This window comes from Thalassospira sp. MCCC 1A01148 (assembly GCF_001613795.1).
GTDB lineage: Bacteria > Pseudomonadota > Alphaproteobacteria > Rhodospirillales > Thalassospiraceae > Thalassospira.
Genome location: NZ_LPVZ01000020.1, coordinates 579,147 through 592,357 on the forward strand (window position 1 = coordinate 579,147; position 13,211 = coordinate 592,357).

A 13,211-nucleotide genomic window follows, 5' to 3' on the forward strand; every position below is an offset into this window, starting at 1 on the left:
GTCAAGCAGGCTGCACTGCGGTTGACTTGTAACCGCGCAAAACCTCGTTCCCCGGTTCAGGGTCATGCGGCACATTCAGCGCCAGAACCAGCGACACGAACGCCATGCCAGCCCCCGCAAGGAACACCGCCCCCGGCGAAATCAGCCATAGCAATCCAAATGCTGCCGGAATAAAGACCGCCGCAATATGGTTGATGGTAAAGCTGACACCTGCAGTCGAAGAAATATCCGCCGGGTCGGCAATCTTCTGGAAATAGGTCTTGATGGCAATCGCCAGGGCAAAGAACAAATGGTCGATCACATACAGACCACCGGCCAGAATGTGGTTTTCGACAAAGGCGTAGGATACGAAAACAATGAACAGACCCACATATTCAAAGACCAAAGCACGTCGTTCGCCCCATTTGCCGATCATCTTGCCGATCTTTGGCGCGAGGAACATGTTGATCACGTGGTTTAGCAGATAAAGCAGCGTAATGGTTGCCGCGTCATATCCGAACTTTTCGACCATCAGAAAACCGGCAAAGACGGTAAAGATCTGACGACGTGCGCCGCTCATGAAGGTCAGGGCATAGTAAAGCCAATAACGTTTGCGCAGGATCAGCTTCTTGGTTTGCGGATGGGCATCGGAAAATTTCGGGAAAGCCCCCCAGACAAACAGGGCTGCAAGGACCGTCAATGCCCCGCCGAACAGATAGACATAGCGATATTCAACGGCAAAGACTTCGAGCATCACCCAGACCATGCCAAACATCACCAGCGACGAAATCGACTTCGCCGAGAGCTGCCGCCCCATGACCATGGCAGTTCGATCCTTGCGCACCCATTGCAGGGACAAGGCCTGCTGCATGGTTTCAAAGTAGTGAAAACCAATCGACATCAAGACTGTCGTGCAATAAAGCCCGATCACCGTCGGGAAATAGCCAGAAATCGCAACACCAATGCCAAGGACCAGCAATGACAGCACGGCAAATGTCTGTTCACGCAAAACCAGCAGGACAAAAATAGCGGTAAAGGCTAGGAAACCCGGGATTTCACGAAGCGATTGCAGGATGCCAATCTCGCGCCCGGTGAAATCGGCCATTTCGACCGAAAAGTTGTTCAAAAGCGCCATCCATGTCGAAAACGACAGTGGCATGGCAGCCGCCATCACGATCAGCAGGACTTCTGGATTGCGCCAGCCTTTATAAACCGGTGCTGCGGGCGCGTCGGTGGTATCGCCAAGTGGGGCTGCATGGTTGCTGGCTTCCGGGATGATTTCCTTGGACATTTCTTCTCCTGGGACATGACCGCATGGGTGGCGCACGTCACGTCGCGTTTTGTGAGCTTTGGAATGCGACCAAGTTAAACCTGTCCGATGCGTCTGTCTTACGGTAATCTGACAATATATATCGCAATAAAGACAGTTTTGAGCTTCACCACACCATGGTTCATATCCTCAATACCTTTGACGGACGCCCGGAACACCACAACAAGGTGCCCCGCCCACGCGAATTGCCGCGCGCGGTTTATGTCAGGGTAAGCGATATGCCCGCTGGCTATCATGTTGCCGCACACAGCCATGACTGGAACCAGCTTCTATATGCGATTGAAGGAACGATGACCGTGGTGACAGAGGCGGGCATGTGGGTTGTCCCACCACAACGCGCGGTATGGGTTCCACCCCATACCCAGCATGCCGTGACCTGCACGGGCTTTACGCGTGCGCGCCACCTTTATATCGGTCGGGACGTCGCCGCAAACCTGCCTGATCGCTGCATGGTACTGGAAGTCAGCCCGCTTTTGCGTGAACTCATTCGGGCGGCCACAGAAATTCCGGTCGAATATGATGAAAACGGTGAAGAAGGCCGCCTGATCCGTGTGTTGCTTGATCAGATCAAGGCCCCCGATCAGGACAAGCTTTATCTGCCAGCGCCCAAGGATGCCCGACTGGCCCGCATTTGCGATCATCTGCAAGGCGATCCGGCCGACAACCGCACACTTGAAGATTGGGCAAAGATTTGCGGCGCATCCAGCCGCACTCTGGCACGCCTTTTCCAACGCGAAACAGGCATGCCGTTTCGTGAATGGCGGCAAAAGCTTCGCTTGCTGCATGCGCTTGAAAAACTTGCCAATGACCGGCCCGTCACGGAAATCGCCCTTGATCTGGGGTACGAAACCCCGTCAGCTTTCATCGCGATGTTTCGCAAGGCAACAGGCCGAACGCCAGGCGGCTATTTCCGTTAAGGCTGGATTTCTTGGGGTTCGGAATCTAGTTTTTGTATCTCGTCACGGGCGATTGTGGCGGCAGAATCTCGTGATCAGGTTCAAGGTAGGTTCCGTAGCGCTCTGTTACATTGAAGTGATCAGGCCGGGGGTTCTGCCCGGTCGCACACATATTGTGGAGCTGGACCATCAATTCTGACGACCAACCGCTTTGTCGGTATGGCGAAGTTTGGTCATTCTGACCGGAAGACTTTTCATTGCAGAGACGATCAAGGCGTCTATCAGCTGTCGGTGCAATTGCCCCGTCATGACGCCTGACACGGAGCCCTTCTATAAAGGCCATCATCTCCATTACAGACTTCAGCATTCTGAAACTGTCTTCGAAGGTTCGCGTTACCGCGACTGAAGCTTCGTCAATATAATCGGAAAACACCGCGTCAATTGCCGCTTCAGAAGGCTCATCATCATCATCGGCGTCAGTTTCGACCAGATACTTCCATGCCTGATGATTAGGTTCATTCACGCGACGCCCGGGAAGAATGTGGCTATTCGGTCCCCAATCACGGCCCTTACTGCGACAATGGACTTCTCCCTTCCGGCGTGCCGGATGTGGTGCACAAGACATCATATCTAACCCCAGAGAAAAACATTAAGCTTCACTGATATTCATGCCCTTACATGAACGCAGATCTTCCCACTCTGTGAACGGACATGTGTTTTATTATTGCGAAACATACTACCCAGAGTTTCTTTGTCCCGATGCACATTTCATCCAAATAGATATGCAAATCATCCAGAAAATGGACGATTTGCACCTATCGAGCACACAAAAGATGCTTTGCGACGCCTCAGATGGCGCGCCTTGGCGCTGCTGCCACAAGGTTTCGGGATACTAGTTTCGTCGTGTTTCCGAATGATCGGCCGAAGATCCTGTATCATTCACCGGAATGATGGTCGTCCCGAACAGCTTTGCACTTTCGCGCCTGTTCGGTTCCGGGGTCCAGTCACATTCGAACATGCTTTGAATGTCCGCCATAACGCCAGGAGCCCAACCTGTTGCGGTCTCAGATTGCGTCGGGGAACTTTGGTTGTCCCCTGCCATTTCATCGCTATCGGCCTTTAGTGCTGACAATACCTTGTCATTGGCACAAGACCGCATACCCTCAAGAACGAAGATCATCCGCGCGAGCGGCGCGAGTGTCTCGCCATCAGGTCCGCCAAATTCTGTATTGGCAATTTTGGGTGAACGATCGCTATGCGCGTTCGACGCTTTGGCGTCAGGCACGTTTGACGAAACGGCCCTTTCTGTGCGGTCGTAATCACGTTTATGCGCGCACGATTTTGGTCGCGCTGACGGCATCTCAATCAAATCCATATTTTCCCCCAGAGAAAATATCACGTCACACTGATAACACCGGCCCTCGTTATTTTGTTCTGATCAGAGGCCGGTCAAATTTTTCATAAGTCTAACATGGTGATTGCAACCCCGATGCACGAGGCGTCCAAAAGAATATGCATAGCGTCCAAGATCGACAGATTGTGGCAAAACCCGCATCAGATTGACTTGTCCTTTCGGTTAGGGTGAGCAGCACTAAGTCATTGACGCGACAAGGCCCTTGTATTTTCGGACCTGTTAGCACGCGAAACTATACCTTTTGGACTTTGACGGCGGGGCAGGACTAATCATATTATACAAAACTTATGGAGATGTTCGACCATAGCATTCGATACCAGAATTGACCGGCGCAAGTAGCGTTGTTTGCTTTTATGCAAAACCGGGGATCAGGCATGACAGAGACACCACAGAACACCCACACCTTTTTTACGGTCAATGACCTTCCTATGTCAGTGCGTTATGACATTTGGAAAAGCAGCATTGACTGCATCTTCGATGTCGAAACCGTACCCGACATCCGCAAAAATCAATTCCATGCAACGCTTGATGCAGACCTTATGGGATCGATGATGTTGGCGCGCACCGTCAGCAAACATCAGTTCTGGTCGCGCAGCGAATCAGCAATCGCCAATGATGGCATGGACCACTACATGATCCAGTATTTTCATAGTGGCGGCATGTCCTCGGAAGAGGGCAAGGAGGGCCATACAATTGCCCATGGCGGATTGCTGTTTCAGGACCTGTCACAGGTCGCAACCGCTGTGACCACTGATTTTGACAATCTGGTCATGATACTTCCAAGGCAGCTTCTTGAAGATCGCCTGACCCTGCCGGAAGATCACAATATGCGGTTTTTAAGCCCGCGTGATCCCATGGTTCGAATTCTTGCCAGTATGATGCTGTCTTTTAAGGAAAACGCACATTCCTTCAGCCCGGAACAGGCCAGCGTGCTGGAAAACAGTTTTGTCGAAGTTCTGGCCGCCTGCCTGAACTCGACCCGCGGGGTGACCTCCGAGACGGCCCACAAAAGGCAAAACCTCGAAACCATGGCCCTCATCCGCCAATATTTCCGCAAGAACTTCAAGTCACCGGATCTGACACCGGACCGTGCAGCACGGGAATTGGGGATATCACGTTCCAAACTCTATCAATTGATGGAGGATTACGGCGGCGTCTATCGCTTTATCCGCGACTTGCGCCTGCGCCACGCCATGGCCCTGCTTGGATCACCGACGGACCGCAGGCGGTCTCTTTATGACATTGCACTTGAATGTGGTTTTGCCAGCGACACAAGCTTCATCCGCGCATTTCGTGAGAAGTATGACATGACGCCCGGTGACTTCAGGCGCAATGCCCAGACAGGACGCATTGACCTGCCCGATACCAGCGATGGACAACAAGATACCCGATACGAGAAGTGGCTGCATTCGCTGTAATGCGACTGACTTGTGACCGAGGGCATTGAAATTTCATGCCCTCAGACATGAAATTTTATCAGTATTGCCCTGTCCGAACTTGCGATATTCCTGAACGCAGGTCACTTGACCGGCCACCATTCAGGGTATTCACGATGAACAGTTTCTGGTCTGGAATTGGGTTACGCCTTGCCGCGACCAGTTTGTTTGGCGTGATGAACGTATTTGTCCGGCTGGCCTCGTTTGAAGCCCCAACCGGTCAGATCGTCTTTTGGCGCAGCAGTGTCGCGCTGATCCCGATTGTGCTTTACCTGATGTGGCGCAATGAATTTCCAAGAGCATTGCGCACCAAACGCCCGATCGGGCATCTCAAACGCAGCACCTATGGCTGTGTTTCGATGTTCCTTGCGTTTGTTTCGCTGGCCTATCTGCCACTGGCACTGGCCACGGCACTTGGTTTTCTCGCTCCGCTGATCCTGATCCCCATTGCAATCGCCACGCTGCGGGAAAATCCCGGCTGGCTTGTGATCGGCGCAACCATTGGCGGGTTTGCCGGTGTGTTTCTGATGCTGTGGCCAACATTGTCGACCCCGGGGCTGGATCATAACACCTTGATCGGCATCGGTGCCGGTGTCGCCTTTGCCGTGACAACAGCCTTCGCCAAAGTGCAAATCAAGGCCCTGACGACAACGGAGCCATCGGGCACAATTGCATTCTATTTTGCGGTGATTTGTTCCATTGGTGGCCTTTTAACCATCCCGTTTGGCTGGGCACCAGTTTCAGCAAATAACATTGTCTTTCTGGTGGGAGCCGGACTGACCGGCGGTCTTGCCCACATCGCCATGACCGAGGCATTGGCGCGTGCCCCTGCATCGACCCTGTCGGCCTTTGAATATACCGCCATGATCTGGGCGATCATTCTTGATATTATCGTGTTTGGCGTGCTGCCTGCGCCGATAAGCCTGATGGGCGGCGTATTTATTGTGGCCGCCGCCGCACTGGTGATGTTGAACGACCAGATCGTTGCCGCCGTTGCCCGCAAATTTGGTCGTTCACCCGAAGAGGCAACGAAACCAGCGAACTCACCGGCAGAATAAACGTCGTTGCCCGACACCCGCGACAATCAAGCTGATTTGGTTTCCTGAAGCTTGGTCAGGGCATGCAAGGCAAGGTTTGTCGGGGTTGCGATGCCAAGCTCCGTACCTTTGCGCACGATATAGCCGTTCAGAAAATCAATCTCGCTTGCTTTACCGCGTGCCAGGTCCTGGGCGGTTGAGGAAAACTGACCAGGCATGGTTTCGGCAATTTTTTCAATTGCGCCCCAGACATCACCCGGCACGGTCACACCGCACCCATTGGCAACGGCCAGACACTCATCCACGGCATTACGCATCACATCCCAGACACCGACACCTTGCACGACCTCGCCATAAGGGCGCTGTGTAATCGCTGAAAGCGCGTTATAGGCACAGTTCAAAATCATCTTGGCCCAAAGGGCGCCCTCGGCATTGTCGGAAACCTCAACCGGAATTTTGGCAGGCACCAGTGTATCGACGACGGCCTGACTTTGCGCAGATGGGCCGATGACAAGTTCACCCCGGCCATGGTGTTTGACGTGGCCCGGTCCGCCCATACTGGTCGCGACATAAACCACCACCGGAATGACTGGTTGACCAAGAACACCACCAAGCCTTTCGGCGTTATCCACACCGTTTTGCAGGCTCAGCACAATCGTGTTGGCAGAGATGAATGGCTTGATCTGTTCGCCAGCCTCAATGGTATCGGTGGACTTAACGCAAAACAGGATCATATCCGCACCGGCAACACCGGCGGCATCGGTATTCCCCGTCACGGTGACATATTCCTGCGATGAACCGAAATCGAGAAGCAAGCCATCCCGGTTCATGGCATCGACATGGCCGGGACGCCCGATCAGGGTAACGTCATGCCCCGCACGGGCCAGCATCGCCCCATAGTAACACCCAACGGCCCCGGCACCCATTACCGCAATTTTCATCTTCGGTCTTGCTCCTGATCCTGATCTTGCGTCCGATGGGGTTTCCCTGTCGGACTGGCACCCGCGAGTGCCGCTTGACTTTCATGCGTTCTCGTCCAATCCTGATCAAATCAGAGGAACGTTCAAGCCCTTATAACAAGTGGCCGCGCAAAAGAACCATAACAGACGCGCCGGTCATACATATCAGGAAGGCGATCTTGAACAATTCCTCTTATTCCCTGAATCGTCGTCGGTTCCTTACCGGACTTGGCGTCATTGGTGCAGGATCGCTTGCATCTGCATCCCTATTTGGATCTGTTCGTACAGCACTTGCTTCGGGCGTGATCGGCAAGAGCAAGGAAGATGTGCTTCTGGTGATTGATGTCCAGAACTGCTTCCTGCCGGGTGGTACCTTGCCGGTCAGTGACGGCGACCAGATTATTCCGCTGATCAACAAGCTTGGTCAGCAGTTCGAAAATGTCATTTTCACCCAGGACTGGCATACGCCGGGCCATGCATCCTTCGCATCCAGCCACGAAGGCAAGGCCCCGTTTGAGACCATCGAGCTTGATTACGGCACACAGGTCTTGTGGCCCGATCATTGTGTTCAGGGATCGGACGATGCCAAGCTTGCCGCTGGCCTTGACATCCCGCATGCGCAACTGATCATCCGCAAGGGCTATCATAGCGAAGTCGACAGCTATTCCACCTTTGTGGAAGCAGACGGCGAAACCAAAACCGGTCTCACCGGCTACATGCAGGAACGCGGGCTTAAGAACGTTTATGTTTGCGGTCTTGCCACCGATTTTTGTGTGAGCTGGTCGGCACAGGATGCGCGCAAGGCTGAACTGAATGTATCGGTGATCGAGGATGCCTGTCGGGCGATTGACCTGAACGGGTCGCTTGAAGCGGCATGGGCCGCAATGGAAACAGCGGGCGTTGCCCGCATGCAGTCATCTGACATTCTGACGTCGTAGGCATTCTGCCAAACAAAAATCCCCCCGGAAGTTCTTCATCCTCCGGGGGGATTTTTCATTCTATCAAGGCCGGGGTCAGCCGTTCCTGACGACCGAAACATGGCCTGCGGTCCAGCCACCCGGCCAGACTTCGGCTTCGCCATTTCGCAGGTTCCGGATCAGACCAACCGGCACGTCCTTGGAAATCAGAAGTTCGCCATCGGCACCGTCATCGTAGGTCGGCTCTGTTTCGGCAAAGCGACCAGTATGGCCCAATTGCGGTTCGCACGGGGTATAGACCGAACAGCCCGAATAGTTGGTCGGATTGTTGGTGGTGTTGACTGCCGCACCCGTGGTGCCGCAAGCCGCAACCACCGTCATCAGTTCGACAGCCCGCGCCTTCGCACAACCAAACACGCGGTTATAGCCCGATGGCGTCAGGGTCATCGACGGGACGAGCAACAAATCAATATCAAGCGGCGCAAGAACGCAGGACAAGGCCGGCATTTCAATATCAAGGCAGATCAGCACGGCAACATTCAGGCCGCGCCACTTGATCACATTGAATGCCTTGCCCGGTGTCAGGTTCCAGTTTTCCGGCTCTTGTTCCCCGGGGGTAAGCGACAGCTTGTCCTGAATGATGGCATCGGCTTCGGGGGTGAAGATCATCGCACTGTTGGTTTGCCCGGCTGCCGGGTTTTCCGGATCAATGTGCCAGGGCATGCTGCCCGCAACCAAAAGCATGTCATGCTTTTGGGCAAGCTTGGCGGCGTATTTACGCGCCTCGGGCGCAAGGTCCGCCATCCAGGCGATTTCCTGAGCCGTTTGCAGCCCTTCTGGTTTGAAGGCCAACCATTGTTCGCTGGCATATTCCGGCAGCACGAAAATCTTGGCACCTTGTTTGGCGGCCTCGGCCATCTTGGCATCGATATGATCGGCCCATCCGGCCAAGTCAGCCACCGGTCGACCAAGGTTTGTCGCCCAAAGGGCAAGCGTTACATATTCGGGGAAGGATGCCGGCGAAGTCATGATCAGCGTTCCTGGAAATCAAAATGGTGGTGTGCGCAAAATAGCATGATCCGGCCATCAGACGACAGCCGGATCATTTCAGTCCTGAGCGGAGCCAGACTTAGTTTTTAAGTTTGGTCCAGACACGGTTGCGAAGATCACGCGCCTTGACCGAGCAGTTCTGCGACGGAATCAGAAGGTCTGCGTATTCTTCCGGCATGTTCACGGCCGGGTCGGACGTCAGCGACGGATCCATGAATTCGCCAGTGCCCTTGATCGAGTTCATGTAACCGGCATAGTTCGACGCAGCAGCGGCGTTTTCCGGCTGCATCATCCAGTTGATGAAGGTCTTGGCGTTTTCAAGGTTCGGCGCGCCATCGGGAATGACAAAGTGGTCAGCCCAATAGGTCAGGCCTTCCTTCGGATAGACAAAGACAGCTTCCGGAATGCTTTCCTTGGTGCGGTGTGCTGCACCGTTCCACTGCATGTGCATCTGGACTTCGCGGGCCGACATACGGTCGATGGTCCCCTCGGAGCTGTAAACAGCAATGTAGGGTTTCTGTTTCAACAGAACATCAAGAACCTTCTGTGCCTGCGCCGGGTCCTCGGTGCATTTTTCAACGCCCGCATAGTAGGACGCTGCATTGAACATTTCGACTTCGTCGTTCAGCGCACCGATCTTGCCACGGAACTCTTCGCGCGGTTCGAAGAATTCTTTCCAGCTGTTTTCAAGCTCGCCATCGACAACGGCCGCGTCATAGGTAAAGCCGGTGGTCCCCCAGAGATAGGTCACGGAGTATTCGCGCTCCGGATCGTATTTCATGGTGTCGTGCGGCTTGGCAACATTGCTGAAGTTTTCAAGGCTTTTGGCATCGAACTTGGTTGCCAGACCTTCCTTGATCATCACATCGACCATGTAGTCGGACGCGACAGCAATGTCATAGCCCGATGCGCCGGCCTGAAGCTTTGCCAGCATGGTTTCGTTGGAATCATACACATCAAGGGTCACCTTGATGCCGGTTTCTTCCTCGAACTTTTCCATCAGTTCAGGCGGGAAATAGTTCGACCAGTTATAGAAGAACAGATCGCCAGCTGCCTGCGCTGAACCAGCCGACAAAAAGGCGATCGCGGATGCTCCCAGAAGTACGGAACGTAGTTTCATCGTGAGACTCCCAAATTAGGACGGTGCATTGTTTTGTTATTCGGATGGCCGGCCCGTCCGGTGAACCCGCCATCCCGTTTGGAATTTGCTAGTAGCGAATACGATCAATCATGAACGAGATGCTGACAAACACGATTGAGACAATCAACATCATGGCAGAGACAGCATTCACTTCGGGCGTGATCCCGATCCGGATCATCCCGAAAATATAGATTGGCAGGGTCGTGGCCCCGGCACCGCCAACGAAATAGGAAATAACAAAGTCATCGAGCGAGATGATGAAGGACAACATCGCGCCCGACAAAATCCCCGGCCACAACAACGGCAACGTCACCCGTCGGAAAGCTTTCCAGTCGTTGGCATACAAATCATTTGCCGCCTCGACCAATGCGGGGTCCATGCCCTCCAGCCTTGCGCGGATCGGCAGATAGGCAAAGGGAATGCAAAAGACCGTATGGGCAATGATCACGGTCAGAAGCCCAAGCTTGATCCCCAACGCGACAAAGAACAGAAGGGTGGCAATCGCGGTGACGATTTCGGGCACCAGCAATGGCAGGACCAGCATGGCTGAAACGCCTGCCTCTCCCTTGAACCGTCCGCGTGACATGCCCATCGCAGCAAGAGTGGCCGCAATGGTGGCCAGAACCGTGGCCGAAATCGCAACAACGATAGAGTTTTGCGCCGCACGCAGCATGTCATCGTTGGAAAGGGCCGTGACATACCAGTCCATGGTAAAGCCGGTCCAGATCGTCGCCAGACGGTTTTCATTAAACGAAAGCGCGATCAGAACGACAATCGGCAGGTAAAGATAGGCAAAGAAAAACATTGCCGTTGAGGTGATCCCGCGGAAACGCCACAGCGGGTTGGAAGCATCGACTTTCATCGGCTTTCCTCCGGCAATGATTTGAACTTGAACGAATAGACCATCATCGAGATCAGGACGAGTGCCAGAAGCACAAAGCCAAGCCCTGCCCCAAGCGGCCAGTTACGTGCTGCACCGAATTGGCTGCCGATCAGGTTGGCAATCATCATGAATTTGCCACCGCCAAGAAGTTCCGGCGTTACATAGGCACCAAGACACGGAATGAAGACAAGGATACTACCCGCCGCAATTCCAGGTGCCGCAAGCGGCAGGATCACACGGCTCATGGCACGACGTTTGTCCGCACCAAGGTCAAAGGCGGCCTCGACCAGTCGATGATCAAGCTTTTCAAGGCTGGCATAGATTGGCAGAACCATGAATGGCAAATAGGTGTATGTCAGGCCGATGGAAACCGCATAAGGCGTGTAAAGGACATCCAGCCCACCGGTTTCAATCCCCATCCAGTTAAGCGCCCCATCAATCAGTCCGCCATTGCGCAGCAACAGCATCCACGCATAGTTCCGCACCAGAATGTTGGTCCAGAACGGGATTGTGACCAGAAAGATCAGGAAGTTGCGGCGGCTTTGCGGTTGGGTTGAAATGTAAAACGCTGTCGGGAAGCCCAGCAAAAGGGCAAAGACCGTCGTCATTGCCGACAGACCAAAGGAACGGGCAAAAATCTCCAGGTAGTCGGTATTGACCACCAGATTGTCCATCAGGTCGCGTTCAAAGATGAAGCTGATATACGCATCCATCGAGAACACGCCCCAGTTCACCCCGCCATAATCGCCACGTTCGAGCATCGAAACATAGGCCATCTGCAACAGCGGCACGGCCATGAAGAACCCGATATAGACCACCGCGGGCGCGACCAACCAAAATCGTTTGGATCGTATCAAGTTGCCCATGATCAATCTGCCAGTACCCGAACGGCATCGGGCGACATGGTGATGGCCACACGGTCACCCTCGGCAAAGTCGGCCTTGGCGCCAGCACCGTTTTGCATGCGGACCGTCAGCCGGGCATCATTGCCAAGATCGATCTGATAGGTGGTATCCGTTCCGAAATAAATAACCGTGGAAACCGTGCCGGTCAGTTGATCTGCATTGGCATCATTTCCTGCGATCAGTCCCAGGCGTTCCGGACGGACCGATACCGTCACCGGCCCTTTGCGTTGATCCGAGACGTCCTGCGAAAGTGCGATGACGCTGCCGCCTGCAAGCTTGACGGCACGTTCGCCTGCCCCGCCATCGACAAGTTCACCGACCAGAAAGTTACTGTCGCCGATAAAGTCCGCAACAAAGCGATGGGTCGGTGCTTCGTAAATCTCGCGCGGTGCGCCGATCTGAAGAATTTCACCAGATTTCATAACGGCAATCCGGTCCGACATCGCCAGGGCTTCTTCCTGATCGTGGGTGACGAATACGAAGGTAATCCCGGTTTCCGTCTGCAGGCGCTTGAGTTCGACCTGCATTTCCTTGCGCAATTTCAAATCAAGCGCGGACAGCGGCTCATCAAGCAGCAGAACCTTTGGCGCAGGTGCAAGAGCACGCGCCAGTGCGATACGCTGTTGCTGACCACCGGAAAGCTGGCTTGGGACACGATCACCATATTCTTCCAACCGCACCAGTTCGAGCATCTCTTCTGCCCGGCCATCGGCCTGCTTGCGGCTTGTGCCCTGCATTTCCAGACCAAAGGTGATGTTCTGTTTGACCGTCAGATGCGGGAACAGGGCATAAGACTGGAACACCGTATTGATCGGGCGCTTGAATGGCGGCAGATCATTCAGTGCCTTGCCCTCAAGCAGGATCTGGCCGGAGGTCGCCTGCTCAAACCCGCCGATAAGGCGCAGCAAAGTCGTTTTGCCGCAGCCCGACGGGCCCAGCATCGTGAAAAACTCGTTCTGAAAGATATCCACCGACACTGAATCCAGTGCGGTAACCTTGTCGGCGCCCGATCCGAATGTTTTTCCAACAGATCGCGCTGAAATGACTACGTCTGACATGCAGTTCCCCGATTTTGTATTTTGTAAAATGATATAAAATCTACAGAGACTTGCAATCCAGCGGTCGCAAAAGCGGAGAGATTTACAGAAGTTCCGCAATATCCTCGTAAAAAGGGCATCCAAACTGGTGTACATTGCGTCATATAGACACATTACAAAATAATGTGCACCGCACTATGCGCGTAAAACGGGGACTTCCGGGGCAG

The 13,211-nt window shown here is 54.0% G+C and carries 13 protein-coding genes; 4 read left to right on the plus strand and 9 right to left on the minus strand.

Annotated elements, in window-relative coordinates; all coding sequences use genetic code 11:
- Nucleotide 1: 1 nt before the first annotated feature.
- Nucleotides 2-1,270, minus strand: a complete 1,269-nt coding sequence (locus AUQ43_RS12190) for an MFS transporter (RefSeq protein WP_114129786.1) — start codon at nt 1,268-1,270, stop codon at nt 2-4.
- 155 nt (nt 1,271-1,425) lie between these two features.
- Between AUQ43_RS12190 and AUQ43_RS12195 the strand changes: the two genes are divergently transcribed.
- A complete protein-coding gene (locus tag AUQ43_RS12195; RefSeq protein ID WP_084272090.1) occupies nt 1,426-2,226 on the plus strand; it encodes a helix-turn-helix domain-containing protein in 801 nt (266 codons plus the stop codon).
- Nucleotides 2,227-2,251: 25 nt separating this feature from the next.
- Here the strand turns inward: AUQ43_RS12195 and AUQ43_RS12200 are convergent, their stop codons facing one another.
- Nucleotides 2,252-2,728, minus strand: coding sequence for a hypothetical protein (locus tag AUQ43_RS12200; protein ID WP_062956535.1), 477 nt, complete (start codon nt 2,726-2,728; stop codon nt 2,252-2,254).
- Nucleotides 2,729-3,097: 369 nt separating this feature from the next.
- Nucleotides 3,098-3,580, minus strand: a complete 483-nt coding sequence (locus AUQ43_RS12205) for a hypothetical protein (protein ID WP_062956536.1) — start codon at nt 3,578-3,580, stop codon at nt 3,098-3,100.
- Between the two features lie 413 nt (nt 3,581-3,993).
- Between AUQ43_RS12205 and AUQ43_RS12210 the strand changes: the two genes are divergently transcribed.
- Entirely contained in the window at nt 3,994-5,037 is a 1,044-nt protein-coding gene (locus AUQ43_RS12210) for a helix-turn-helix domain-containing protein (protein ID WP_181838525.1), read from the plus strand.
- A gap of 134 nt (nt 5,038-5,171) precedes the next feature.
- Nucleotides 5,172-6,113: a DMT family transporter gene (locus tag AUQ43_RS12215; RefSeq protein ID WP_062956538.1), complete on the plus strand. Its 942-nt coding sequence runs from the start codon at nt 5,172-5,174 to the stop codon at nt 6,111-6,113.
- 26 nt (nt 6,114-6,139) lie between these two features.
- On the opposite strand, the gene AUQ43_RS12220 is transcribed toward AUQ43_RS12215, so the two are convergent.
- On the minus strand, nt 6,140-7,033 hold the full coding sequence (locus tag AUQ43_RS12220) for a ketopantoate reductase family protein (RefSeq protein WP_062956539.1): 894 nt from the start codon (nt 7,031-7,033) through the stop codon (nt 6,140-6,142).
- 197 nt (nt 7,034-7,230) lie between these two features.
- Between AUQ43_RS12220 and AUQ43_RS12225 the strand changes: the two genes are divergently transcribed.
- Nucleotides 7,231-7,989: a nicotinamidase gene (locus tag AUQ43_RS12225; protein ID WP_249742023.1), complete on the plus strand. Its 759-nt coding sequence runs from the start codon at nt 7,231-7,233 to the stop codon at nt 7,987-7,989.
- A gap of 75 nt (nt 7,990-8,064) precedes the next feature.
- On the opposite strand, the gene AUQ43_RS12230 is transcribed toward AUQ43_RS12225, so the two are convergent.
- From AUQ43_RS12230 to AUQ43_RS12250, 5 genes are all read right to left on the minus strand, one after another.
- Nucleotides 8,065-8,997: a nitrilase-related carbon-nitrogen hydrolase gene (locus AUQ43_RS12230; protein WP_062956540.1), complete on the minus strand. Its 933-nt coding sequence runs from the start codon at nt 8,995-8,997 to the stop codon at nt 8,065-8,067.
- 100 nt (nt 8,998-9,097) lie between these two features.
- Entirely contained in the window at nt 9,098-10,138 is a 1,041-nt protein-coding gene (locus AUQ43_RS12235) for an extracellular solute-binding protein (protein ID WP_062956541.1), read from the minus strand.
- Between the two features lie 88 nt (nt 10,139-10,226).
- A complete protein-coding gene (locus AUQ43_RS12240; protein WP_062956542.1) occupies nt 10,227-11,021 on the minus strand; it encodes an ABC transporter permease in 795 nt (264 codons plus the stop codon).
- Entirely contained in the window at nt 11,018-11,908 is an 891-nt protein-coding gene (locus AUQ43_RS12245; RefSeq protein WP_062956543.1) for an ABC transporter permease, read from the minus strand. The genes AUQ43_RS12240 and AUQ43_RS12245 overlap by 4 nt, the downstream gene beginning before the upstream one ends.
- 2 nt (nt 11,909-11,910) lie before the next feature.
- Nucleotides 11,911-13,005, minus strand: coding sequence for an ABC transporter ATP-binding protein (locus AUQ43_RS12250; RefSeq protein WP_062956544.1), 1,095 nt, complete (start codon nt 13,003-13,005; stop codon nt 11,911-11,913).
- Nucleotides 13,006-13,211: the final 206 nt, after the last annotated feature.

Bases quoted from the DNA above. Each gene is read 5' to 3' on its own strand.
- AUQ43_RS12190 (WP_114129786.1), bottom strand. From the start codon at position 1,270: ATGTCCAAGGAAATCATCCCGGAAGCCAGCAACCATGCAGCCCCACTT.
- AUQ43_RS12250 (WP_062956544.1), bottom strand. From the start codon at position 13,005: ATGTCAGACGTAGTCATTTCAGCGCGATCTGTTGGAAAAACATTCGGA.
- AUQ43_RS12215 (WP_062956538.1), top strand. From the start codon at position 5,172: ATGAACAGTTTCTGGTCTGGAATTGGGTTACGCCTTGCCGCGACCAGT.
- AUQ43_RS12195 (WP_084272090.1), top strand. From the start codon at position 1,426: ATGGTTCATATCCTCAATACCTTTGACGGACGCCCGGAACACCACAAC.
- AUQ43_RS12240 (WP_062956542.1), bottom strand. From the start codon at position 11,021: ATGAAAGTCGATGCTTCCAACCCGCTGTGGCGTTTCCGCGGGATCACC.
- AUQ43_RS12210 (WP_181838525.1), top strand. From the start codon at position 3,994: ATGACAGAGACACCACAGAACACCCACACCTTTTTTACGGTCAATGAC.
- AUQ43_RS12245 (WP_062956543.1), bottom strand. From the start codon at position 11,908: ATGGGCAACTTGATACGATCCAAACGATTTTGGTTGGTCGCGCCCGCG.
- AUQ43_RS12235 (WP_062956541.1), bottom strand. From the start codon at position 10,138: ATGAAACTACGTTCCGTACTTCTGGGAGCATCCGCGATCGCCTTTTTG.
- AUQ43_RS12220 (WP_062956539.1), bottom strand. From the start codon at position 7,033: ATGAAAATTGCGGTAATGGGTGCCGGGGCCGTTGGGTGTTACTATGGG.
- AUQ43_RS12205 (WP_062956536.1), bottom strand. From the start codon at position 3,580: ATGGATTTGATTGAGATGCCGTCAGCGCGACCAAAATCGTGCGCGCAT.
- AUQ43_RS12230 (WP_062956540.1), bottom strand. From the start codon at position 8,997: ATGACTTCGCCGGCATCCTTCCCCGAATATGTAACGCTTGCCCTTTGG.